The sequence below is a fragment of the Bacteroides parvus genome (assembly GCF_017309675.2).
GTDB lineage: Bacteria > Bacteroidota > Bacteroidia > Bacteroidales > Bacteroidaceae > Bacteroides > Bacteroides uniformis.
In genome coordinates this window covers 3,566,428-3,589,626 of the sequence record NZ_CP084680.1, presented here as the reverse complement: position 1 = coordinate 3,589,626, position 23,199 = coordinate 3,566,428, and the positions used below count along the sequence as shown (strand labels likewise).

Sequence of the window (23,199 nt, the reverse complement as noted above, 5' to 3'; positions counted from 1 at the left end):
CGGAATAACTGAACGTTTTTTGTCGTTATTTTAACGTCGTAATGTTAAACGAAACTTGAATATTAACAATTTAAAGAATAGGAAGAATAGTATGAAACAGACAACAAAAAACATCCTTGGAGTTGCGGCTATCGTGCTCTTGAGCTCTGGAGTGGCTGGATTGACCACTTATAAGATGCTGAATAAGGAAAAGCCTGCCGCATTCAGCGAGTTGTTCCAACAGAACCCGAATAATCTGCTGCCGGCAGCTTTCCATGCAACGGATGCCCAGCCTGTGGATTTGACACAAGCAGCGGAGAGTTCGCTCCATGCTGTAGTGCATATACGTGCCACTCAGTTGAGTAAGACTCAGACGGTGCAAGAACAACCGGATATTTTTGACTTCTTCTTTGGAGACGGTCGTGGACGCCAGCGCCAGATACAGACCCAGCCGCGTGTAGGTTTCGGTTCGGGTGTCATCATCTCCAAAGACGGATATATTGTGACGAACAATCACGTGGTGGAAGGTGCTGATGAAATCACCGTGAAACTGAATGACGACCGTGAGCTGAAAGGACGCATCATCGGTACTGACCCCAGTACGGACTTGGCGCTGATTAAGATTGAAGGGGATGACTTCCCGACAATTCCGGTTGGTGACTCCGATCAGTTGAAGGTGGGGGAATGGGTGTTGGCAGTAGGTAATCCGTTCAACCTGAACTCTACCGTAACAGCCGGTATCGTCAGTGCAAAAGCCCGTTCCATTGGTTCTTCTGCCTCCAACGGACAAGCTGCAAACATCCAGTCTTTCATTCAGACGGATGCTGCCATCAACCAAGGTAACAGTGGCGGTGCATTGGTGAATGCCAAAGGCGAGTTGGTTGGTATCAATGCCATGCTTTACTCACCCACGGGTGCTTATTCCGGTTATGGTTTTGCCATCCCTACCAGCATTATGACAAAGGTGGTAGCCGACTTGAAACAGTTTGGTACCGTGCAGCGCGCGCTCCTTGGCATCAAGGGTAGTGATTTGAGCACAGACCTGCAGATGGACGAACGCTGGACCGAAGAACTGAAGAAGAAGGCCGACGAACTTGGTGTGAAAGAGGGTATCTATGTGGCCGAAGTTGTTGAAGGTGGTTCCGCTGCCGGCATCTTGAAGGAAAATGATGTAATCATAGCATTGAACGGCAAGAAGATTCACAAGTTCTCGGATTTGCAGGAAATGCTGGCAAAACACCGTCCGGGCGACAAAGTGAAGGTAACGGTGGTTCGTGACAAGAAGGAAAAGGAATTCGAAATCACGCTGAAGAATGAGCAAGGCACTACGAAGGTAGTGAAGGATGCCGGAATGGAAATCTTGGGTGCAGCCTTCAAGCCCGTATCTTCCGAGCTGAAGAAGCAGTTGAACCTGGGTTACGGTCTGGAAGTTACCGGGGTTACCAATGGCAAGATGGCCGATGCAGGTATCCGCAAGGGCTTCATCATTCTGAAAGCCAACGGAGTGCCGATGAAGACGGTGGACGATTTGGAAAAGGCGATGAAAGAGGCAAGAAAGTCTCCTGAGCAAGGTTTGTTCATCACCGGTATGTTCCCGTCAGGAAAACGTGCAATGTATGCCGTTGATTTGACTCAAGAATAAAAAATAGGGATAGTTAGGTAAGAAGATTGTAATATTAGCTAACAATAGCGAAAAAGGGGGTGTCGGTACAATACATACCGGCATCCTTTTTGTTATATAGGATAAGATATAAATAAGGTGAAAAAGTTGGGATGAAATTATTGTAACAAAATAATTTGTCGTACCTTTGCAACCCAAATCTGTATTATAAGAATGAGACAACTTAAAATTACAAAAAGTATCACTAACAGAGAGAGCGCTTCTCTTGACAAGTATTTGCAGGAAATCGGTCGCGAAGACCTCATTACTGTTGAAGAGGAAGTGGAGCTCGCTCAGCGCATCCGCAAGGGTGACCGTGTTGCACTGGAGAAATTGACACGTGCCAATCTGCGTTTCGTTGTATCTGTGGCCAAGCAGTACCAAAACCAAGGTTTGAGTTTGCCCGACTTGATTAATGAGGGTAATTTAGGACTGATCAAGGCTGCCGAAAAGTTCGATGAAACACGTGGTTTCAAGTTCATCAGTTATGCAGTATGGTGGATACGTCAGTCCATTCTGCAGGCTTTGGCAGAGCAGTCGCGTATTGTACGTCTTCCGTTGAACCAGGTAGGTTCGCTGAATAAAATCAGCAAGGCCTTCTCCAAGTTCGAGCAGGAAAACGAACGTCGTCCGTCTCCTGAAGAGCTTGCCGATGAACTGGAAATCCCTGTTGACAAAATCTCTGATACGCTGAAGGTGTCCGGCCGTCACATTTCGGTGGACGCACCTTTTGTAGAAGGAGAGGACAACAGCTTGCTCGATGTGTTGGTCAACGATGACTCCCCTATGGCTGACCGCTCTTTGGTGAACGAGTCTCTTGCGAGGGAAATTGATAGAGCTCTTTCTACGTTAACCGATAGGGAAAAAGAAATCATACAGATGTTTTTCGGTATCGGACAGCAGGAAATGACATTAGAGGAAATCGGCGACAAATTCGGCTTGACCCGTGAGCGTGTGCGTCAGATTAAGGAAAAAGCAATCAGAAGATTAAGACAAAGTAATCGTAGTAAATTGCTCAAATCTTATTTGGGATAAATAAGAAATATCAGTTTCCGACAAATAGAAGGAATTAAAAACCGTACGTCTTTAGTAGGCGTGCGGTTTTTTTTATATCTTTGCCCCATTGATAATTCATAACTTATAACTCATAACTCAATGAAATACGTTCGTATACTTTGTGCCGTAGCTTTGGTTTTTGCGTTGTGTTCGGCTTTTACAATGAAAGATAAGGAAAAGGCTGTATATGCTTTTGGGGTGGCGGCTTCTTTCAATGATTCCATCGTATATTATACAGACATCCAGGTATTGGACAGCGTAGAGCTGGATAAGAATGGATTCTTGCCCAAGCGTGATTTATACACTTACCAGCTTAAGAACTATCTGGAGTACAATCTGAAGAAACCTGATTATACTTGCATGATTTATTTCTCTGAAAACAAGAAAAAGTTGGAAAAAGAGGCTGTAAAGGTAAAAGGCAAGTATAAAAAGAGTAAGAATATGGTTTTGCAGGTGGTGAAGCCTGAGGCTTTCACGTTTACAAAACCGCAGGAATAAGATTTCAAGTATGAAAACACAACTATATCTTCTTTTTTTCTTTGTTTTCCCCTTGTTCATGTCGGCGTGCCGTGGTGACGACCCGATACCTGATCCTCCGGTTGATGGGAAACGTACTGTGCTGGTATATATGGCAGCGGATAATAGTATAAATCCATTGGCTAGCTTTACGGATGGGGATTTGGAGGAATTGAAAGCTGGGATGGCTTCAATTGATAATACATCTGATATGCATTTATTGGTGTATATAGATACGGGATCTCCTCGTTTGATTGAAATTGAAAATAAAGGTGGTACTGTTGTTGAAACAATAGTCAAAGAATATGAAGATAGAAATTCGTGTGGAGTCGCTGAGACGCAGGAGGTATTCAATGATGTGTTTGGGAATTCTTTATATAAAGCGGAAAGTTATGGTTTGATTTATTGGTCGCATGGGGAAGGATGGATACCTACTCCATTGCCTTCTACTCGCTGGATAGGAAATGATAAGACTGGAGGAGGACATTATATGAATATTGAGGACTTGAAGTCAGTATTACAGAAGGCTCCTCATTTTGATTTTATTATGTTTGATGCTTGCTTTATGCAGTCGGTGGAAGTCGCGTATGAGTTGCGTGATTATTGCGATTACTATATTGGTTTCCCTGCTGAGAATCCAGGTCCTGGTGCTGCCTATGATAGAATGTTTCCATTTATATTTCAGAAAGGTGCAGCGGTAGAAATGGCTATTGGGACTTTTGCTGCTTATGATGAAATTTATACTGGAAAAATAGGGAGTAATAGCAATTGGACGATGGGCACTGCTATAGATGTGCTGAAATCTTCTGAGCTTGAGAACTTAGCTGCTGCTACAGCAAATGTTTTGTCGGGAGTGACAGCAGATAGAGAAGTTCTTCGGTCATTGGTCTTTAATTATGATCAGCGTAAAGTAGGATCGTCTTATTATGTAGGCTATTATGATTTCGTAGAAATGGTGGAAAAACTCGTTGTGGATGAAGTTGCCTTGGATGAATGGAAGCAAGCATATGATGCAGCTTCTGTCTGTTGGAAAAAAACACCGATGATTTATTCGATGTCTGTTGGTATGTTCTCCATGAAGCGGGCAAATGGGGTTAGCCATTATATACCTTCCACTGCTACTTCTGCTGTTGCCCAAGCTGCTAATGCCGCTTATCGTTCTACTTCATGGTATAGTGCTGTCGGTCTTGCTCGGCTTGGTTGGTAAGCTTATAAAAAACTGCATACTGAATGGATTATTATAGGTGTAACAACTTGTAATAATCCTTTTTTTATGTCCGTTCTCATTAAATATAAGTCTTTTAATAATATTTTCCTTTGGAAATTATGTTTTATTGAAAGTAATTCTTTTCTTTGTATCATCAAACTTAAAAGACGAAGAATTATGAAATATGTAATCATTGGCGGTGTAGCGGGTGGAGCCACAGCAGCCGCCCGACTGAGAAGAGTGGACGAAATGGCTGAAATCCTCTTATTGGAGAAAGGCCCTTACATCTCGTATGCTAATTGTGGTTTACCTTATTATATAGGCGGAGTGATAGCAGAGCGTGAGAAGCTGCTGGTACAGACACCCGAATCTTTCGGCAAGCGCTTCCGTATTGATGTGCGTGTGCAGAATGAAGTAATCGCCATCCATCCCAAAAACAAGACTGTTACCATACGCAACGCGGAAGGTAAGGAGTACGACGAAAGCTATGACAAACTTTTGCTTTCTCCCGGTGCCAACCCCGTGAAGCCCCCCTTGGAAGGCATCAATTCCGAAGGCATCTTCACGTTGCGCAATGTAGAAGATACCGACCATATCAAGGCTTATATCTCAGACAAGCAGGTGAAGCGCGCCGTGGTGGTAGGTGCCGGTTTCATCGGATTGGAGATGGCAGAGAACCTGCATCATGCAGGTGTCCATGTGTCCGTAGTCGAAATGGGTAATCAGGTAATGGCGCCTATCGATTTCTCCATGGCGGCACCCATCCATCAGCATTTGTTACAGAAAGGCGTCTCCCTCTATCTGGAAGAAGGCGTGACCCATTTCAAGCGTACGGACAACGGAATCACTGTATTCCTGAAAAGCGGAAAGACCATTCCTGCCGATATGGTGTTGCTCTCCATCGGTGTGCGTCCTGCCACTGTATTGGCGCAACAAGCCGGCTTGAAGTTGGGCGAGATGGGCGGTATCTGGGTAGACGAACACTTGGAGACTTCCGAAAAAGACATCTATGCCGTGGGCGATGCCATCGAATATCCTCATCCGCTGACCGGAAAGCCGTGGCTCAATTACCTGGCAAACCCTGCCAACCGCCAGGGACGTATCGTTGCCGATAATATGGTGTTTGGCAATACCGTCTCCTACGAAGGAGCTATCGGCACCTCCATTGCCAAAGTATTCGACATGACGGTAGCTTCTACGGGTCTTGCAGCCAAACGCTTGAAGCAGTGGGGCATGGAATACCAAAGCTCGGTGACGCACTCGGCATCTCACGCCGGTTACTATCCGGATGCCCTGCCTTTGACTTTGAAACTGACTTTCCATCCTAAAACCGGTAAACTCTATGGCGCGCAATGTATCGGTTACGAGGGGGTGGACAAGCGAATCGACCAGATTGCCGGACTCATCAAGCAGGGTGGCACAGTCTACGATTTGATGGAGACGGAGCATACGTATGCACCTCCTTTCTCCTCAGCCAAAGACCCCATCGCCATTGGCGGATATGTGGCATCGAATATTATTAGCGGTGCTATGCCCGTCATCTCTTGGCGCGAGTTGGTGGAAGAGAAGGATAAAGTGATGCTGATAGATACCCGTACGCCCGAGGAGTTCTCTTTCGGCACCATTCCGGGAGCTGTTAATATTCCGTTGGATGAAATGCGCGAGCATTTGGCAGAGATACCTACGGACAAGCCGGTAGTGCTTTTCTGTGCTGTGGGTTTGCGTGGTTATCTGTCCCTGCGCATCCTGATGGGACGCGGTTATCGCAATGTGCGCAATCTGATAGGTGGTTATAAGACCTATTCCATGGCAACAGCGCCTCTGCCGTCTCCATCTGCTCCGGCAGGAGGTGACTCTTCTTCTGCTTCTTCGGCTGCCTCTGCTGACAACGACGATGTTCCTGCGGCGGCATCTGTCTCCAAAAAGGAACCGTTGAAGATAAACGCTTGCGGCTTGCAATGTCCGGGACCTATCATGCAGGTGAAGAAGGCGATGGATAGCATTGCTGTGGGCGAGCGTGTGGAGATTGTGGCTACCGATGCCGGTTTTGCCCGCGACGCCTCTGCCTGGTGCGATACAACGGGAAATAAATTGATAGAGAAGCATGACGAGAAAGGACGCTATACGGTAGTCATCGAAAAAGGCGCTCCGGCTTGTACATCCGCTTCCAACACTCCCGTAGCCGGGGGGAGGGGAAAGACGCTGATTCTGTTCAGTGACGACCTGGACAAAGCGCTGGCAACCTTCGTTTTGGCAAACGGAGCAGCGGCAACGGGACAGAAAGTAACCATTTTCTTCACCTTCTGGGGACTGAACGTCTTGAAGAAAGTGCAGAAACCCAGCGTGCAGAAAGATTTCTTCGGCAAGATGTTCGGCATGATGCTGCCGGCCAGTTCTTTGAAACTGAAGTTGTCGCAGATGAATATGTTTGGCATGGGCAGTCGCATGATGCGCTTCCTGATGAAGCGCAAGGGTGTGGATTCTCTGGAGTCGTTGCGCTCGCAAGCATTGGCGCAAGGAGTGGAATTCATCGCTTGCCAGATGTCTATGGATATGATGGGCATCCGGCACGAAGAACTTCTGGATGAAGTAACCATCGGTGGCGTGGCTACCTATATGGAACGTGCGGACAAAGCAAATGTGAACTTATTTATATAGGAGAAAAAGATATGGAGACTTTATGTAAAATTCGTGATATTTATCGGGCTATTGCCGAATTCGAGGTGCAGTTTACGCAGATGTACGATTTGTCACTGAATGAAGGAATGCTGTTGTGCACGCTGCTCAATACTCCTAAGCTTACCTCCAGTAAGATAGCTGAGGCACTGGGTTTGTCTGCCTCCAACACTTCAAAGGTCATTCGTTCCGTAGAGGAAAAGAAACTCATTACCCGTCTGATAGGTAAGGAAGATAAGCGTCAGATGCGTTTTTTTCTTACGACAGAAGGCAAGAACCGGATTTCGGATATCAAGAATGCTACTTTTGAATTGCCGGGGCTGTTGCAGCAGGTGGTCAGCCTCGTATAGCTTTGTATAAAAGCAAATAAATATCGTGTTTGCAGGAGGTTAATATCCTGCAAACACGATATTTATTTTTTGTATGACACGTTGTTAACTTCTTGCACGACATGTTGTTAGTATCGTGTATTGCACGCTATTAATTGTTTGTATCTGTTCATGTGTATTTCCATCTTTTATTACTGAGAAATTTACTAAGAATCCTTAATAATATTTTTTCGACAATTCTTAACTCTTAATCAATTCTTTTCTCTGTTTTAAATAACGAACTTGATTGGAAAAGCCATTCCAGATAGTATGGGGGGCATAGCTCCGTACGTATGGATATGGTGGGAGGATGGACGAACACTCTGCCTTACTCCTTGTTTACCTGTGAGAATGTGGTGAGTATTGCTATTGAGCTGAACGGGCAGCACCTTTACAAGTGTACATCAAACCTTGCGTAGAACACCGCATAGTGTTGCGCTCTATTGTACGCTGGCTGCCCGAGCATTTTAATTATTCATGATGATACGGCCCCCCATTTAGTATGTTCATTGCCCTGTAGAGTTGTTCCACAAAAATGAGGCGTACCATCTGATGGGAAAAGGTCATGCGTGAGAGGGACATCTTCTCGTGTGCCGCTTCGTATACTTTTTGAGAGAATCCGTAAGGGCCTCCGATAATAAATACCAGCCGTTTGTTTACGGTATTCATCTTGCGCTTCATATAGTCTGCAAACTCTATGGAGCGCATCTCTTTTCCACCTTCGTCCAGCAGTACGACCACATCTCCCGGCTGGAGAGCTTTCAGTATCAGTTCCCCTTCTTTTTCCTTCTGAACTTCCATAGAGAGGCTTTTGGTGTTTTTCAGTTCGGGGATGACTTCCATCTCGAATGAGAGATAGCGCTTGGTGCGTTGCACATAGTCGTTGATGGCTGTTATAAAGTGTTGTTCTACAGTCCGTCCTACGACGAGCAGAGTAGTTTTCATACTGGTTCTGTTTTGATTAGCGCACAAATTTAGCATTTTTTTATTGTATTTTGAGACAAATGCTTACCTTTGCCTATCATAAATACTTGTGAAAATGAAAAAACGGGTAGTCTTTTTGTTGACCGGTCTCTTCATTTGGACGTCTGTGCTGCTGGCCCAGAACGTTCCCGAGGGAGTGATTGGGGCCTTCAAGGAAGGAAGCTCTCAGGAACTCAACAAGTATCTGGGTGACAAGGTCGATTTAATCATTCAGAATAAGTCGACCCACGCCGACAAGCGGACGGCAGAGGGCACAATGGCTGCTTTCTTCTCCAACCACAAGGTTGGCAGTTTTAATGTGAACCATCAGGGGAAACGTGATGAGTCTGGTTTCGTCATTGGTACCTTGACGACCGCAAATGGAAACTTTCGGGTGAATTGTTTCTTCAGAAAAGTACAGAACAAATATGTTATACATCAAATAAGGATAGATAAAACAGATGAATAAGGAAGAAGAATTGATTGACAGGCTGATAGACCTGGCTTTCGCCGAAGATATAGGCGATGGAGACCATACAACCCTTTCATGCATTCCTGCTACGGCAATGGGCAAGTCCAAACTGCTGATAAAAGAACCGGGCATACTGGCCGGTATCGAGATAGCCAAGGAGGTGTTCCGTCGTTTCGACCCTACCATGAAGGTGGAAGTGTTTATTAATGACGGTACAGCCGTAAAGCCGGGTGATGTGGCCATGATTGTGGAAGGCAAGATACAGTCTTTGTTGCAAACGGAGCGTCTGATGCTGAACATCATGCAGCGCATGAGTGGCATTGCCACCATGACACATAAGTATGCCGAGCAATTGAAAGGTACGAATACCCGTGTACTCGATACCCGCAAGACTACTCCGGGCATGCGTATCCTCGAGAAAATGGCGGTGAAAATCGGTGGCGGTGTAAACCACCGTATCGGCTTGTTCGACATGATTTTGCTGAAAGACAACCATGTGGACTTTGCGGGAGGCATTGACAAGGCCATCAACCGTGCGAAGGAATATTGCAAGGAAAAAGGTAAGGACCTCAAGATAGAAATAGAAGTGCGCAACTTCGACGAATTGCAGCAAGTACTCGACCTGGGTGGCGTAGACCGTATCATGTTTGACAACTTCACCCCGGCAATGACAAAGAAAGCTGTGGAGATGGTAGGTGGCCGCTATGAAACGGAATCTTCCGGTGGCATCACGTTTGATACGCTCCGCGACTATGCCGAATGCGGTGTAGACTTTATTTCCGTAGGAGCTTTGACTCACTCCGTGAAAGGATTGGACATGAGCTTTAAAGCATGTTGATAAAGGCGGAAAGCATTATTGCAGAATAATAAGGAAAGCCTCTCATAAAGAATGCTGCATTACGGCAGATTTATGAGAGGCTTTCTATTGGTAACTAGCAAAGTAGTGGCTCTTGGAAAAACAGAAGGTGTATTGGGGTGAAACAGATGGTCTGTTTGGGACGGATAGATGATGCGTTTGGCTATAACGGATGATGTGTTTCATAGTAATGGATAATAGTGTAGGAAGATATGAAAAACATAACATGGAATAAAGTAAAAACAACTGTCAAAGATTGGCAAGTGGGAGACTACATCCGGCAGACTTCCATTGTGGTGATTGGCGTACTGATTACTTTTGTCGGTAGTGAGTTGGTTACTCAAAACTCCGAGAAAAAGGATATTCAAGCCACCATGTCGCTGATTAGGGATGAACTGAAAAGTAACCGGGAAAATTATAAGAGTATCGTTTCAGAGTTTAGAGAGGATGAACGTCTTTCCAGCTTATTGGTGGAGCATGACTTAAAGCATCGGACGATACCGGAAGATTCATTGATACAGTTCCGCTTTCTTATGGGGCATATCCGCAGTTTTTATTATAGTCAGAATGCATTGGATATACTTAAAAACTCCATGTTGATGCAGAAGATTTCAGATAAAGAGCTACTGTTGCAGTTGACCGGAATCTATGAGGTATTGGATGGATTTAAGGCAACTATGAATGGCTATTACGATATGAAGGACGAAATTATGGTTCCTTTCCATTTGGCATTGACTGACGAACAGACGGACCAGATAAATCGTGGAGGATATGAGGCGTGGGATATTTACTTGTCGGACAGGTCGGTACGGAACTTTGTCAGGGTAGCGCAGAACTATTTCACGCCGGACTATGTAGAACGTGTGGGAAAACGTATAGACGAGGCAATACAAGCGCTTGAAAAGAAGTATCATTTAGAATAAAAAGATATGGGAAAGATAAACTTTAATAGGCTGAACCATACGGTAAAAAGTTGGCACATAGGTGATTATTTCCGTCAGTTCAGTATTGTGGCTGCGGGTATCATTGTCACTTTCTGGGGAAGTGACCGGATTACCGAGAATGCCCGTCAAAAGGAAGTGCGTGCTACGATGCAGTTGGTAACGGAAGAGTTGGAATATAATAGGCAGGAGCTCCGTAATATAAAGCACTTGTTGGATATTGACATACACATGAGTCTGTTGTTGAGGGAACATGATATGGATGTATCCAAGATACCGATAGATACTCTGTGGAAGTATGGCAAGCTTTTCAATAATATGGATGAATTCTCTTATAGGACAGATGCGCTGGACGTGCTGAAAGGTTCTTCATTGATGCAGTATATACCGGACAAACGTATGTTGCAGGATGTATTGCAGACTTATTTTGAGTTGGGCAGGAAACAAAAGGATGTCAGTGATTACTATGCAACGAAAACAGATGCTCTTATGAGTGCTGCCATGTCCAGGGAGTTGGCGCATGTTTTTGATGGTGACGACAGTCTTCGGGACCAGGCCTTGTTTCTTGTGCAGTATAAGAAATTTATCAATTACGTCAACATGGTTCCCGGTTTTCTGTATTGGCATGAATTTGATGAATTGGATGAGATGCTGGACAAGCAAATACAGGCTTTGAGAGCCAAATATAAATAATCTCCGTTCTTTAACTTCTTTTTAGAATTAATTCAGCAGCATTTTCCGCAATGCTGCGTCTAACTAACAAACGACGCGAAGAGGCGTCCGTAAAACGAGCACTGACATTGGAAAATGAGATAGAACTGATTGAGGGCTGCCGGGCAGGAAAGGATTCCGCCCGAAAGGAATTATACACCCTCTACTCCAAGCAGATGCTGGCGGTATGTTACCGCTATACGGGCGATGTCGATGCGGCCCATGACGTATTGCACGATGGCTTCATCAAAATTTTCACCCACTTCACCTTCCGTGGCGAATGTGCATTGGGTACCTGGGTGACAAGGGTAATGGTGACGCAGGCGATAGACTACCTGCGGAAACAGCAACGTTTCAGCCAACTGGTGGTGAATGAGGAACAATTGCCCGACATTCCGGATGAAGCGGGCATTGCCGAAACCGGAGGCCGCATTTCCGAAGAAATGCTGATGGCGTTCGTGGCGGAACTTCCCGATGGATGCCGTACTGTATTCAACTTATACGTCTTTGAGGAGAAATCGCACAAGGAAATAGCCGAAATCCTCCACATCAAAGAGCATTCGTCTACCTCGCAGTTGCATCGTGCCAAGTGTTTGTTAATAAAAAGAATTAAAGAATATACTGAATATGAGAGAAAATGATGAAATAACCGGTTTATTCCGCAGTCGTCTTGCCGGCGCAGAGATGACAGTGCGGGAGGACTTCTGGGAAGGGTTGCAACGTGACTTGCCGTCACCGGTTGCCGCAAAAGGCAGGAGGCAGCTTTTTCTTTCTCCGAGGTTTCACCGCGTAGCCGCAGCCGCCTCTGTTGTATTTGTACTGGGAGCTGCTTCTGCCGCTTTCTGGTATTTCTCTCCGAAAGAGGAAATCAAGGAGGCCTTTACACAAGTGGCGGCCATGACGCCGGAAGGTAACTTGAACGGGGATGTGGTGCAGGAAAGTTTTCCCTCTATCCATCAGGCCAACCCCATGGCACAAAAGCCCGGTACACAGCATCCCGCCAACGGCATTCCGGCAGGATTGACGGCGCAGGCCGATGAGGATGAATCCGTGTCTGTCCATGTTTCCATCCGGATTACCCAACGGGTGTACGGAAACCGGCAGCAGCCGGGAAACGGTTATTACAGTAACGGAACTCCGGCCGGAAACGGGAACTACCATTCAAATCCTGGCCATAAGGATGCTGATATAGATAGAATGCTGCCATCTTCTGAGGAAGAACCGGCAAAGTCTGTGGCTGTATCGCCATCCAAGCCCCGTAATTGGGCATTGAAAGCAGGCATCGGCATTTCCCTGCCGAAAGGGAATTTTCATATGCCGTTCACGGCCGGGGTAAGCGTGGAACGTCGTTTGAACAAGCATTTCTCCTTGGAAGCTGGTCTTCAGTATAATTGCTTGGATGGTGACCATACGTTGCATACGCTGGAAGTTCCGGTAAGGCTGAACATGATGCTGGCCAGTACGCCGAAAGTGGATTTCTATGCTATGGTAGGCGGAGCAGCCGAGAAATGCATTGCAGGTGCTCCGGACAATGATTTCGGCGCAGAGCCGGTACAGTTGTCGGTTGCTGCCGGAGTAGGGGTACGCTATAAAATGAACGACCGTTTTGCCTTGTTTGCAGAGCCGTCTGTATCCCATCATTTCGATACGGACTCGCAGACAAGAACCTTGCGTACGGAACGGCCCACCAATCTGAATCTGTTGTGCGGCGTGCGCATGACTTATTAATCTTAAATACCATACAAATATGAAGACTCTATACAATAAATTACATATATTCGGGCAGACTATGCTGCTCATATTCTTTACTCTTTCTGTTCTCTCTTTGGGCTCTTGCAGCAAAGAAACGTTGGACTACAACCATCCGGATGTAGACTTGTTTGTCAAGCAGTTGAAGGCTGGTAAATATTCTACCCAAAGTCCGGATGGATTGAGTAATATGCCCAAGTTCACTTCCGAAGATATAGAGGAATTGCTGAAGTATGCCGAGGACTTGACGGTTATTCCCTCTTTCCCCTTGGCTCCGGTATCCTATTCGGCAGGTGGTAAGTTGCGTTTGGGCGAATGCATCTTGTGGACGGTAGAGACTATCCGTCTCGGGAACAATGCTTCGATGGGATGCAAGATGGTGCATACGGATGCGGAGAATTATGAAGGTATTTACTTCCTTTCGGACGAAGAGGTGCTGGATGCCGCCTCGCGCTACCGCCGTTGGTGGGAAACCCGTAAGTATCCACGGACTATGTGGACGATTGATCCCTGCTATGACGAACCACTTTGTGGCAGTGGATATATGTGGTGGTGAAATGTTTTTAGGGATTAGGGATTAAGGATTAGGTATTAAGTAATCAAACTGTCAAGTGAAGAGATTTATACTTGTAATGGGGTTGCTCTGTGCAGTAGCCTTCCCTTTTTATGCCCAAAATTGGACTTCTCAAGACTCGTTGAGGCTGAACTGGTTGCTGAAGGGAGAAGGGGAGGTGAAGCTGAATCCGGAGGTATTGAAGGAACTTGAAATGAACAGTTCCTTAGGTACTCCGAAAGCGGTGACGGACAAGTCATGGATGGATTTTGATAATTCGCTGCCCGTCATACCGAAAGTGCCCGAGAAAAAGGTTGTGCTTACCCTACGCCCTTATACGGCCAATACTAAATATAATTGGGACCCCATTTACCAGAAAAAGATTAAGGTGGACAAAGATACTTGGCGGGGAGACGAATTTTATGCACTTAAGATTCTGATGATTCCTACGAACTGGGCTAAACATCCGTTTGATGCTGGTCCGCGTGAGACGGTGGAGCAGATTGAAGCAACCGGTTTGCGTTACCGGGTGACGGAGCGGGCCAATAATATGGCTGTGGGCGGTTGGCAGGGTACCAGTGGCGGTGGAATTTCCGGTTTAGACCTGATGGCGCCTTTTACCCGTGAGTTTTGGAATTTCAAAGGTCGCAAGCGCCGTGCCCGTACGCTGGAAGTATTGAAGGCGTATGGAGATTCGATAACTGTTTTGGAACAACAGTAATTTATCACTTTTTGTCAAATTTTGAACTTTCTTTCTCCCCTTCTTGTTTTCATTAGTAAACCTTTAAAAAAAGTAATAATGAACAGAGTGACTTCTCTATTCGGAATAAGATATCCGATAATTCAAGGTGGTATGGTGTGGTGTAGCGGCTGGAGACTTGCTGCTGCTGTAAGCAATGCGGGAGGGCTGGGCTTGCTCGGCGCAGGTTCGATGCATCCCGAAACGTTGCGGGAGCATATTAGGAAATGCCGTGAGGCTACGCATCATGCTTTTGGTGTGAACATTCCCTTGATGTATCCCCAGATAGAAGAGATAATGCAGATTGTGGCCGACGAGGGAGTGAAGATTGTATTTACATCTGCCGGCAGCCCGAAGAAATGGACCGGTTGGTTGCACGAGCGTGGCATCACGGTGGTGCATGTTGTTTCGTCCTCGCGTTTTGCCGTGAAGGCTGAAGAGGCGGGTGTTGATGCAATAGTTGCCGAAGGCTTCGAAGCCGGTGGGCATAATGGGAGGGAGGAGACTACCACTCTGTGTCTGATACCTGCTGTACGTGCAGTTACTACACTTCCGCTGATTGCCGCCGGTGGCATTGCAACGGGTGAGGCCATGTTGGCTGCCCGGGTGCTGGGTGCGGAAGGTGTGCAGATTGGTACACGCTTTGCCTTGACGGCAGAGAGTTCTGCAAGCGAGGTGTTCAAGGATTACTGCTTGCATTTGGAAGAAGGGGATACCCGTCTGCTTTTGAAGAAGTTGGCTCCGGTGCGTCTGGTGCGCAATAACTTTCGCAGCGCCGTAGAGGCTGCTGAGGCTGTGGGAGCTTCAGAGGAAGAACTTCGTATCCTTTTAGGGCGCGGCCGTGCCAAACGTGGTATTTTTGAGGGTGACTTGGAAGAAGGGGAACTGGAAATAGGGCAGGTATCTGCCTTGCTGCATGGAAAGGGAGTGCAGTCTGTGGCGTCGGTCATGCAAGAGTTGGTGGAGGAGAGCAGAAGGGCGTGGGAGAGAATGCAGGAATTGGATCTCTGACTATTCCCGTCTTCTGGTATCATATAACACTAAAAAAGGAATATCCCCGAAATCACCGGGAATATTCCTTTTTTAGTTTCAACTTATAACCTTTTATCCTTTGGGGATATTGGTTGTGTCTTTTGCCATATTTCCACTTGTGGTAGAATTACTTGTGCCATTGTTGCTGGTAGTGGCGCTACCGGTAGCCATATTTGTAACACTTTTACCGGTTGTCTGTACAGCGGGTTGTTCTTCCCAATGGAACGGTTCGAAGCTACTGTTCGGGTCAACCCAGGACGGTTTCTTGGAAGCATAAATAATGAATGGGGCAATGACTACAATCAGCGCACCGATGATGAGTACGGAGAACCATACTGTGTTGCTGCCTGTTGAAATCTGGCTGGGCGGGATAAAGCTCAGTACGAATGCCAGCAATGATCCGCAGAAACCAAGACCACCGATGAGCCACATCAATCCGTTGCCATTCTTGCCGATACGGAACGGACGGTTCAGCTTCTTCATCTTATAACGCAGCACGATGGCTCCGGAGAACATCAGCATATACATGATAAGATAGAGGACTACAGTCAGCTGTGACAGAATCTGGTAGAAACTCTGTACGGAAGGCATGACTACGAATAGAAGGCTCAACACGGTTACTGCACCACCTTGTACATAAAGGATATTCTTCTGTACGCCTAGCTTGTTTGTCTTTTGGAAGAACGGAGGCATGTAGCCTGCTTTTCCTACGGCAAAGATACCTTTGGACGGACCGGCAACCCATGTCAATACACCTGCCAGTACGCCGAATGCCAAAGCGATGGCAATAATCGGTGACAGCCAGGAAGCACGGATGTAATGGAAGTAGTTGTCGAAGCCTACAAGCAGACTCTGTGTCAGACTGATGTCTTTGGCCGGGATGATGATACCCAGTGAGAAAGTACCGAGTACGAAGATGATAACCGTAATGGCCGCACCGATGAACACTGCCTTCGGATAATTCTTGGAGGGATTGTTCACGTCTTTTACGTGAATACCGCCCATTTCCATACCGGCATAGAAGAGGAAGATACTGGCAGCAAGCACCACGTTGTCGAAGTTCGTCAAGTCGGGGAAGAAGCTGCTGTGGAAATCCAGGTTGGAGTGTCCGCCGGTGGCAAGGTAGATGATACCTAGGATAATCAGCAGTGCGGCAGGAATAATGGTCCCGACCAGGCCGCCGACTTTTGCCACTTTACCTACCCAGCTCATACCCTTCATGGAGATGAATATGGCTAGCCAGTAGATGGTGAGGACAACGACGAGCGAGTAATATTTGTTGTTGGCCAGTGACATGTCGTGTACGTCGTTCATGCCGATGAAAGCAATGGATACGGCACCGAATGTCAATACGGTAGGATACCAGATTGTACTTTCAATCCATTGTACCCAGATGGCAAGGAAGCCCAGCTTTTTTCCGTAGGCTTCGCCTACCCAGCGGAACACACCGCCTTGCTTGTCTTGAAACATGGCAGCCAGTTCCGCGGCGACAAGTGACGTCGGAATCAGAAAAACAATGGCTGCAAATAAGTAGTAGAAGGCCGAACTCATTCCGTACACGGCCTCGGCAGGAAGTCCACGTAGGGATACTACTGCCGTCACATTCATGATTGCCAGGGTAAATACCCCCAGCTTCACTGTTTGTTTAATATTTGCCATAAGTTAAGGTTTTAGATGAAAAATATATTCAAAATCAGCGTCTATAACAACACTTGGGAAGAGTTGTTCCCAACGGATAAGTGAAAATTCCGGTTTTAACTATTCAGGAAGCATCAGCTTTAGGCGCGGGCTTCTGTGCCGCTTTCTTGTAGAACTCTTCTTTTTCCTTATTGCGCCGTTCGACCAGGCTCGTTACATACACTGTAAAGATAGGGAACATCATCATGCCCAGCGCAGCCAGCAGTACAGACAGTACCCGTCCGGTGGGAGTGACTGCTATGATATTGGAACCTACCGTCGTCACATCCATAAATGCCCACCACAAAGCATCTCCATATCCTTTGACCAGAGGATTGGGACCATGCTCCATGACATAAAAGGCCAGGCTGGAAAAATAGACGGTGGCCAGCAGCATGGTAAGATAGGAAACGAACAGTCCCGATGCACGGTTGTACGTCAGCCAACCCACTACGATAGCCATGGCATATCCACCCCGTACTAATGGGATAAAGCGCAACATATAGGTTATTTCCGGTGAGAAAGTCCATCCCATATAGGCAATGATATTTTGGTAAGGTATGGCTACCAGTAGGAAAATGAAATGTGTGGCTACATAGTGCCCCTTCTTCTCTGCCAGAAACCATTCCAACACAAAATCAGCCAGGAACAGAGCGCATATCCACAGCTGTACTTTCATGTAGACTGACTGTTCGTAAAAGGGAATCCCCTTGAACGTGTCGACAGAGATACTGATGACTAAAAATAACGAAAGTATCAGTATGATGACATGTAATATGCCGTAAATACCTTTTTCCCGCAATACAAATTCTGATAGAGCCATTTTCATGATGAAGTCCATTATGAAGTTATGAGTTATTAGTTATAAGTTATTTGCTAATTACGATGCATATACCAACAAATAACTCATCACTTATAACTCATAACTAAAAAATCTTATTCTGTAATTGTCACGTTATCACCGTTGAACACACCCAGACCGAGCTTGTTCATGATGAACTTAATTGCCGATTGGGCCTTTACGGAATTTCCCGCTTCGTCCAGGGGAGGAGCGAAGGCCGATACCCCCATGACACCGGGCAATACGGCCATTACGCCGCCGCCCACACCGCTTTTGGCCGGTATGCCGGCGGTGTACATCCAGTCGCCTGAATGTTCGTAGAAGCCTACGGTAGAAATCATCGACGTGATTTTCGGTGCCAGGCTGGCTTCGAACACCGTTTGTTTGGTGACTGGGTTCACACCGTTATTGGCGATGGTTCCTGCGGCAATGCCCAGTTGCTGGGCCGTGATGCCGAGAGAACACTGGCGGGTATAGAGGTCGAGTGCCATATCCGGATCATCGTAGATGCGGTTGTAGTTTTTCAGCAACCAGGCAATGGAGCGGTTGTTGAAATTGGTAGCCGTTTCCGATTTGTACAGTTCGTCGATGAGTTGCGGGGCAGAGCCGCATAGCTCGGTAATGTTCTGTACAATGGCATCCCATTTCTTGTCGGAGTTTCCTACTGGCTGCACCATGGAACAGGCTGAAATGGCACCGGCATTTACTAACGGAGTGGAAGGGTGGTCGTTTTCCAGCAAAATGGCGATGATGGAGTTGAACGGTAGTCCCGTGGCATCGGCACCTATCATGTCCAGCACTTTCTGTGCGCCGTATTGGCGCAGGATAAGGATGGCTGTGTGTACCTTCGAGACGGACTCTATACCGAAACGATAGTCTGTATCGCCTATATTGATGGTCTGCCCGTTCATCAGGCAGATGCTGAGTCCGAACAGTTTGGTGTCTATGTTGGCAAGGTAGGGGATATAATCCGCATTCTTGCCTCCCGTACTGCCCTTCACCTCGTTGTAGGCTTCTTGGGCAACCTCCTTTATTTGTGAAATTGATATTTTCTTTTCCATATTAGCTGTTACTTTTTATGTGTACGGCATCCGTGATTGAATATTTTGGTTTCCACCGGCAGGTTCTTTTCCTGCGCCATACGGGTGGGAGTCGGGTAGTCCAGTTTCTCCAGCTCCGTGATGGCATTCTTGATGTCACCCAGCAGCATGTCTGCCATGTCGCGGCTGAATCCTTGGCGAACAACGACACGCATTACGACATAGTCTTCCAGCTTTGAAGGCAGAGTATAGGCGGGTACCATCCAACCGTGTTGTGACAGCTTGTCCTGCAGGTCATAGAGAGTCCATTTGGCAGCTTTTGCATATTCCGGTTTCAAGTACCAGATGAACAGCGGGTTCACAACTTCGTCGGAATAGTTTACGAACGGAGCCATCTTGCCGATTTCGTCATGGATATACTTGGCGATGGTCAGGGAGTTGTACTGTACTTCCTTGTAACCCTGGAATCCCAAACGGATGAACTGGTAATATTGACCCAGAATCTGTGCGGCAGGACGGGAGAAGTTCAGGCCTACCTGAGTAATGTTGGCACCGAGGTAGTTTACGCTGAATGACATTTCTTCGGGCAGATATTCCTTGCCTTTCCAGCAAACCCAACCCAGCCCCGGATAAACCAGGCCGAATTTATGTCCGCTGACGCTGATGGAGAGTACCCACTTCAGACGGAAGTCCCACTTCTTTTCGGGATAGAGGAACGGGAGGATGAAACCGCCGCTGGCGGCATCCACGTGGATAGGAATGTCGTAGCCGGTCTTTGCATTGTAGGCATCGAGGGCTTTGTCGAGGGCTTCGACGTCATCGTTCAGTCCTGTCCATGTAACACCTTGGATAGGCACGATACAGATGGTGTTCTCATCACACATCTTCAAGGCTTCTTCGGGGTCGAGCGTGGTCTTGTCGAGTGTCAAAGGCACTTCACGCATTTCAATCTGCCACAATTGGGCGAATTTTTCCCATACCACCTGGAAACCGGTTGAAATAACGAAGTTGGGTTTGTCGAACGGTTTGCCTTGTGCTTGACGTTTCTTGCGCCAGCGCAACCAGGCTGCCACACCACCCAGCATACATGCCTCCGAGGAACCGATAGCAAGTGCGCCGGTTTTCCAGGTTTCTTTTTCAGGAGAGTTCCAGAGGTTGGCCACGATGTTGATACATTTACCGTTCATTACGGCGATGCGCGGATATTCGGTCTCGTCGATGTAGTTGATGTTGATGGCTTCGTTCATCAGCTTGGTGGCATATTCGTCCATATAGGTAGTGACGAATGTAGCCAGATTCAAGCGAGGCTGCGTTTGGGCGAAGGTCTCGTCTTTCACCATCTGATAGGCGATTTCCGGGGTAGTAGGTCCGTCGGGAATCTTTTCTACGGGTGAGGGTTGTAACATACGGTTTGAGCCGAATACTTCAGTTTTTGCATCTCCTTTTCTGAAATTCAAATCTTCCATATTAATAAGTTTTTTAAAGGTTTAGGCGGCGGGGCTTTTCCCCGTCGAATATCCCACAACAACGGGGTTTGCGGATGAAAGTTCCGGGGTTTTGCATTATTTGGCGTTTATTAAAGGGCAGCGTAGTAAAATCTTAAAAAACGAACATTCTGAAGGTGGGTTTGTTGTTCCCACATTATTCATTTAATTAATATACTACTATATGAAAATCAATACCGGAAGGGGTACAATCCCCCTAATCACGCTTGTCGGCATTTGGTCTGTCTCTGCATTGACTTCCTTGCCGGGGTTGGCCGTGTCACCTATTTTGGGACAGCTTACCACCATTTTTCCACATGCCACGGAATTGGATATACAGATGCTTACCTCCCTGCCTTCGCTGCTGATAATTCCTTTTGTGCTGTTGGCGGGCAAGCTGGCCGAGAAACGTGACTTTGTGCGTCTGCTGAAAGCGGGACTTTGGATGTTTGCCGCCAGTGGGGTACTTTATCTTTTTTCGGACAAAATGTGGCAGTTGATGGTGGTCAGCGCTTTGCTTGGCATCGGTTCGGGGGTGATTATTCCGTTGTCCACCGGTCTGGTTTCACGCTATTTCACGGGGGAATATCGGGTGAAGCAGTTTGGTTACAGTTCTGCCATCACCAATGTGACGCTGGTTGTGGCAACGGCGGTGACTGGGTATCTGGCAGAGGTAAACTGGCACTTGCCTTTCGTGGTATATCTGCTTCCGTTGGTTTCTCTGCTGCTTGTCGGATATTTGAAGGGGGATACCGGTCAGCCGCAGATAGCAGAAGATACGGCTGCCGTTGTTCCGGAGGAATCCAAGCGTGCGGTTCCCGGTAAATACGGCATCCATATCCGCCATCTGCTACAGTTGATGCTGTTTTATGGCGTCACTACGTATATAGTGCTGGCGGTTACTTTTGACTTGCCTTTTTTGATGGAGGCCCATCACTTCTCCAGCGGAAATTCCGGATTGATGATCTCCTTATTCTTCCTTGCCATTATGGCTCCGGGTTTCTTCCTGGGGCATATCGTGAAGTGGATGGGGAAACACACAAAGTTCTACAGCCTTTTGTCCATTGCAGTGGGTTTGCTCTTGATATGGATTTCGCCTAAAGAATGGCTGATAATATCGGGATGTATGTTGGTTGGTTTGGGATATGGTGTCATTCAACCGCTGATTTATGACGAGACAGTAGATACGGCCATACCGGAAAAAACAACTTTGGCACTGGCTTTTGTAATGGTGATGAATTATCTGGCGATTCTATTGTCCCCGTTCATTACAGATTTCTTTCAGACCTTGTTCCACACTAATTCCAGGGAATTTCCGTTTATTTTCAACCTCTGCATCACACTGCTCGCTATGTGGTGGGAGTATGCGAGGAAGAAGGATTCTTTGTTGGGGAGGAGTTATGAGTGATTTGTTGGTAATTGTGCTGCGCTATCATGCTGAAAGAAAAACACCAACAAATCACTCATCACTTATCACTCAATGGCTTCATATTTCAGCCCGAAGACGTCGGCTACAGCTTTGTATGTTACTTTGCCTTCCACTACGTTCAATCCCTGCGCCAGAGCCGGGTCGTCCTTGCAGGCTTGTCTCCAGCCTTTGCATGCCAGGGCTACGGTGTAGGGCAGGGTGGCATTTGTCAGTGCCATGGTGGAGGTGAAGGGTACGGCGCCGGGGATATTGGCAACGGCGTAGTGTACAATTCCGTCCACAATGTAGGTAGGGTCGCTGTGCGTGGTGGGGTGGGAGGTTTCGAAACAACCGCCCTGGTCGATGGCTACGTCTACGAGTACCGTACCGGGTTTCATCATCTTCAGCATTTCGCTGGTGATGAGGTGTGGGGCCTTGTCACCGGGGATGAGGACGGAACCGATTACCAAGTCGATGTTCGGCAATTCCATCTTGATGTTATGGGTGGAAGAATAGAGTGTCTTTACGTTTTTCGGCATCACTTCACTCAGGTAGCGCAGGCGGGGAAGGTTGATGTCGGCAATCAGTACCTCGGCACCCATTCCGGCAGCTATCTGTGCGGCATTGGTGCCCACGATACCACCTCCAAGGATAAGTACGCGTGCGGGACGTACGCCCGTTACTCCGCCCATCAGTTTTCCCTTGCCGCCTTGTGGCTTTTCAAGGAAGCGGGCTCCTACTTGTGTAGCCATGCGTCCTGCCACCTCACTCATAGGAGTAAGTAGCGGAAGTGAGTGGTCTTCTTTTTCCACGGTTTCGTAGGCAATGCAGACGGCACCGCTTTCAATCATGGCTTCGGTTAGTAATTTATCGGCTGCAAAGTGGAAATAGGTGAATACCACTTGTCCCTTTTTAATCAGTTTGTACTCCGGTGCAATAGGTTCCTTTACCTTGACAATCATGTCGGCTGCGGCATACGTGTCTTCAATGGTCGGTAAAGTCTTTGCACCTACGGCGATGTAGTCATCGTCGGAGAAACCGCTGTTTACGCCTGCTGTGGCCTGCACATACACCGTATGACCTTTTTTCACCAATTCGGCTACTCCGGCAGGGGTCATTCCCACGCGGTTCTCGTTGTTCTTGATTTCTTTAGGTACTCCGATAATCATAACCTTAAAGTTTTAATTGGGGGGTTAAACATGGCGCAATATAGCGATTTCCCGGCTTGGGTGTTATCGGTGCATCTATGTTCTTCAACAGAATTTTTATGC

General features: G+C 47.1%; 22 protein-coding genes and 1 pseudogene. 17 read left to right on the top strand and 6 right to left on the bottom strand.

The genetic code is table 11. The annotated features are described in order from the left end of the window. The first annotated feature begins 91 nt into the window (after positions 1-91). From JXR92_RS14615 to JXR92_RS17580, 7 genes and pseudogenes are all read left to right on the top strand, one after another. A complete protein-coding gene (locus JXR92_RS14615; RefSeq protein WP_005831283.1) occupies positions 92-1,621 on the top strand; it encodes a Do family serine endopeptidase in 1,530 nt (509 codons plus the stop codon). A 192-nt stretch (positions 1,622-1,813) separates the two neighbouring features. Then, the gene (locus JXR92_RS14610) at positions 1,814-2,674 is read left to right on the top strand and encodes a sigma-70 family RNA polymerase sigma factor (protein WP_002561589.1); all 861 of its coding nucleotides are present in this window, start codon (positions 1,814-1,816) and stop codon (positions 2,672-2,674) included. A gap of 120 nt (positions 2,675-2,794) precedes the next feature. Next, positions 2,795-3,193 (top strand): hypothetical protein, encoded by a 399-nt coding sequence (locus JXR92_RS14605; protein ID WP_138346026.1) that lies wholly within the window; start codon positions 2,795-2,797, stop codon positions 3,191-3,193. 10 nt (positions 3,194-3,203) lie between these two features. Then, positions 3,204-4,418, top strand: a complete 1,215-nt coding sequence (locus JXR92_RS14600; RefSeq protein ID WP_138346025.1) for a clostripain-related cysteine peptidase — start codon at positions 3,204-3,206, stop codon at positions 4,416-4,418. 177 nt (positions 4,419-4,595) lie between these two features. Further along, the gene (locus tag JXR92_RS14595; RefSeq protein WP_138346023.1) at positions 4,596-7,076 is read left to right on the top strand and encodes an FAD-dependent oxidoreductase; all 2,481 of its coding nucleotides are present in this window, start codon (positions 4,596-4,598) and stop codon (positions 7,074-7,076) included. Between the two features lie 11 nt (positions 7,077-7,087). Continuing rightward, positions 7,088-7,444, top strand: a complete 357-nt coding sequence (locus tag JXR92_RS14590; RefSeq protein WP_117601275.1) for a MarR family transcriptional regulator — start codon at positions 7,088-7,090, stop codon at positions 7,442-7,444. A gap of 280 nt (positions 7,445-7,724) precedes the next feature. Beyond that, positions 7,725-7,907: pseudogene (locus JXR92_RS17580) on the top strand (hypothetical protein); the annotation flags it as partial. A gap of 26 nt (positions 7,908-7,933) precedes the next feature. Here the strand turns inward: JXR92_RS17580 and rlmH are convergent. After that, positions 7,934-8,407, bottom strand: a complete 474-nt coding sequence (gene rlmH, locus JXR92_RS14585; protein WP_117601274.1) for a 23S rRNA (pseudouridine(1915)-N(3))-methyltransferase RlmH — start codon at positions 8,405-8,407, stop codon at positions 7,934-7,936. Between the two features lie 94 nt (positions 8,408-8,501). On the opposite strand from rlmH, the gene JXR92_RS14580 reads away from it, so the two are divergent. The 9 genes from JXR92_RS14580 (at position 8,502) to JXR92_RS14540 (ending at position 15,457) form a co-directional block, all read left to right on the top strand. Next, complete coding sequence (locus JXR92_RS14580; protein ID WP_119962138.1) at positions 8,502-8,894, top strand: DUF4783 domain-containing protein; 393 nt, start codon at positions 8,502-8,504, stop codon at positions 8,892-8,894. Further along, positions 8,887-9,735, top strand: a complete 849-nt coding sequence (gene nadC, locus JXR92_RS14575) for a carboxylating nicotinate-nucleotide diphosphorylase (RefSeq protein ID WP_117866338.1) — start codon at positions 8,887-8,889, stop codon at positions 9,733-9,735. Before JXR92_RS14580 ends, nadC begins: the two co-directional genes overlap by 8 nt. Positions 9,736-9,965: 230 nt before the next feature. After that, positions 9,966-10,676 carry a hypothetical protein gene (locus JXR92_RS14570; protein WP_117965814.1) on the top strand — a complete coding sequence of 237 codons (711 nt, stop codon included), beginning with the start codon at positions 9,966-9,968 and terminating at the stop codon, positions 10,674-10,676. A 6-nt stretch (positions 10,677-10,682) separates the two neighbouring features. Next, positions 10,683-11,387 (top strand): hypothetical protein, encoded by a 705-nt coding sequence (locus JXR92_RS14565; protein WP_117601270.1) that lies wholly within the window; start codon positions 10,683-10,685, stop codon positions 11,385-11,387. Between the two features lie 50 nt (positions 11,388-11,437). Then, positions 11,438-12,046, top strand: a complete 609-nt coding sequence (locus tag JXR92_RS14560; RefSeq protein WP_117601269.1) for an RNA polymerase sigma factor — start codon at positions 11,438-11,440, stop codon at positions 12,044-12,046. Further along, complete coding sequence (locus JXR92_RS14555; protein ID WP_117601268.1) at positions 12,033-13,133, top strand: porin family protein; 1,101 nt, start codon at positions 12,033-12,035, stop codon at positions 13,131-13,133. The genes JXR92_RS14560 and JXR92_RS14555 overlap by 14 nt, the downstream gene beginning before the upstream one ends. A 19-nt stretch (positions 13,134-13,152) precedes the next feature. Continuing rightward, positions 13,153-13,710 carry a DUF4943 family protein gene (locus JXR92_RS14550; protein ID WP_117601267.1) on the top strand — a complete coding sequence of 186 codons (558 nt, stop codon included), beginning with the start codon at positions 13,153-13,155 and terminating at the stop codon, positions 13,708-13,710. A 55-nt stretch (positions 13,711-13,765) separates the two neighbouring features. Further along, the gene (locus JXR92_RS14545) at positions 13,766-14,428 is read left to right on the top strand and encodes a DUF4858 domain-containing protein (protein WP_138346020.1); all 663 of its coding nucleotides are present in this window, start codon (positions 13,766-13,768) and stop codon (positions 14,426-14,428) included. Between the two features lie 78 nt (positions 14,429-14,506). After that, positions 14,507-15,457, top strand: a complete 951-nt coding sequence (locus tag JXR92_RS14540) for an NAD(P)H-dependent flavin oxidoreductase (protein ID WP_117601265.1) — start codon at positions 14,507-14,509, stop codon at positions 15,455-15,457. A gap of 93 nt (positions 15,458-15,550) precedes the next feature. Here JXR92_RS14540 and gadC read toward each other — a convergent pair whose 3' ends face one another. The 4 genes from gadC to JXR92_RS14520 all read right to left on the bottom strand — a co-directional run bounded on the left by gadC (position 15,551) and on the right by JXR92_RS14520 (position 20,502). Then, on the bottom strand, positions 15,551-17,137 hold the full coding sequence (gadC, locus tag JXR92_RS14535; RefSeq protein ID WP_206897517.1) for a putative glutamine/gamma-aminobutyrate antiporter GadC: 1,587 nt from the start codon (positions 17,135-17,137) through the stop codon (positions 15,551-15,553). Between the two features lie 103 nt (positions 17,138-17,240). Further along, positions 17,241-17,984: a potassium channel family protein gene (locus JXR92_RS14530; protein ID WP_117601288.1), complete on the bottom strand. Its 744-nt coding sequence runs from the start codon at positions 17,982-17,984 to the stop codon at positions 17,241-17,243. Positions 17,985-18,091: 107 nt separating this feature from the next. Continuing rightward, positions 18,092-19,057 (bottom strand): glutaminase A, encoded by a 966-nt coding sequence (gene glsA, locus JXR92_RS14525; protein WP_138346018.1) that lies wholly within the window; start codon positions 19,055-19,057, stop codon positions 18,092-18,094. Positions 19,058-19,065: 8 nt separating this feature from the next. Further along, a complete protein-coding gene (locus JXR92_RS14520) occupies positions 19,066-20,502 on the bottom strand; it encodes a glutamate decarboxylase (protein ID WP_025833896.1) in 1,437 nt (478 codons plus the stop codon). A gap of 202 nt (positions 20,503-20,704) precedes the next feature. Between JXR92_RS14520 and JXR92_RS14515 the strand changes: the two genes are divergently transcribed. Next, positions 20,705-21,928: an MFS transporter gene (locus JXR92_RS14515; RefSeq protein WP_138346016.1), complete on the top strand. Its 1,224-nt coding sequence runs from the start codon at positions 20,705-20,707 to the stop codon at positions 21,926-21,928. Between the two features lie 65 nt (positions 21,929-21,993). Here the strand turns inward: JXR92_RS14515 and ald are convergent, their stop codons facing one another. Continuing rightward, on the bottom strand, positions 21,994-23,097 hold the full coding sequence (gene ald / locus JXR92_RS14510; RefSeq protein WP_117965796.1) for an alanine dehydrogenase: 1,104 nt from the start codon (positions 23,095-23,097) through the stop codon (positions 21,994-21,996). Positions 23,098-23,199: the final 102 nt, after the last annotated feature.

Bases quoted from the DNA above. Each gene is read 5' to 3' on its own strand.
- JXR92_RS14615 (WP_005831283.1), top strand. From the start codon at position 92: ATGAAACAGACAACAAAAAACATCCTTGGAGTTGCGGCTATCGTGCTC.
- JXR92_RS14610 (WP_002561589.1), top strand. From the start codon at position 1,814: ATGAGACAACTTAAAATTACAAAAAGTATCACTAACAGAGAGAGCGCT.
- JXR92_RS14605 (WP_138346026.1), top strand. From the start codon at position 2,795: ATGAAATACGTTCGTATACTTTGTGCCGTAGCTTTGGTTTTTGCGTTG.
- JXR92_RS14600 (WP_138346025.1), top strand. From the start codon at position 3,204: ATGAAAACACAACTATATCTTCTTTTTTTCTTTGTTTTCCCCTTGTTC.
- JXR92_RS14595 (WP_138346023.1), top strand. From the start codon at position 4,596: ATGAAATATGTAATCATTGGCGGTGTAGCGGGTGGAGCCACAGCAGCC.
- JXR92_RS14590 (WP_117601275.1), top strand. From the start codon at position 7,088: ATGGAGACTTTATGTAAAATTCGTGATATTTATCGGGCTATTGCCGAA.
- rlmH (WP_117601274.1), bottom strand. From the start codon at position 8,407: ATGAAAACTACTCTGCTCGTCGTAGGACGGACTGTAGAACAACACTTT.
- JXR92_RS14580 (WP_119962138.1), top strand. From the start codon at position 8,502: ATGAAAAAACGGGTAGTCTTTTTGTTGACCGGTCTCTTCATTTGGACG.
- nadC (WP_117866338.1), top strand. From the start codon at position 8,887: ATGAATAAGGAAGAAGAATTGATTGACAGGCTGATAGACCTGGCTTTC.
- JXR92_RS14570 (WP_117965814.1), top strand. From the start codon at position 9,966: ATGAAAAACATAACATGGAATAAAGTAAAAACAACTGTCAAAGATTGG.
- JXR92_RS14565 (WP_117601270.1), top strand. From the start codon at position 10,683: ATGGGAAAGATAAACTTTAATAGGCTGAACCATACGGTAAAAAGTTGG.
- JXR92_RS14560 (WP_117601269.1), top strand. From the start codon at position 11,438: ATGCTGCGTCTAACTAACAAACGACGCGAAGAGGCGTCCGTAAAACGA.
- JXR92_RS14555 (WP_117601268.1), top strand. From the start codon at position 12,033: ATGAGAGAAAATGATGAAATAACCGGTTTATTCCGCAGTCGTCTTGCC.
- JXR92_RS14550 (WP_117601267.1), top strand. From the start codon at position 13,153: ATGAAGACTCTATACAATAAATTACATATATTCGGGCAGACTATGCTG.
- JXR92_RS14540 (WP_117601265.1), top strand. From the start codon at position 14,507: ATGAACAGAGTGACTTCTCTATTCGGAATAAGATATCCGATAATTCAA.
- gadC (WP_206897517.1), bottom strand. From the start codon at position 17,137: ATGGCAAATATTAAACAAACAGTGAAGCTGGGGGTATTTACCCTGGCA.
- JXR92_RS14530 (WP_117601288.1), bottom strand. From the start codon at position 17,984: ATGAAAATGGCTCTATCAGAATTTGTATTGCGGGAAAAAGGTATTTAC.
- glsA (WP_138346018.1), bottom strand. From the start codon at position 19,057: ATGGAAAAGAAAATATCAATTTCACAAATAAAGGAGGTTGCCCAAGAA.
- JXR92_RS14520 (WP_025833896.1), bottom strand. From the start codon at position 20,502: ATGGAAGATTTGAATTTCAGAAAAGGAGATGCAAAAACTGAAGTATTC.
- JXR92_RS14515 (WP_138346016.1), top strand. From the start codon at position 20,705: ATGAAAATCAATACCGGAAGGGGTACAATCCCCCTAATCACGCTTGTC.
- ald (WP_117965796.1), bottom strand. From the start codon at position 23,097: ATGATTATCGGAGTACCTAAAGAAATCAAGAACAACGAGAACCGCGTG.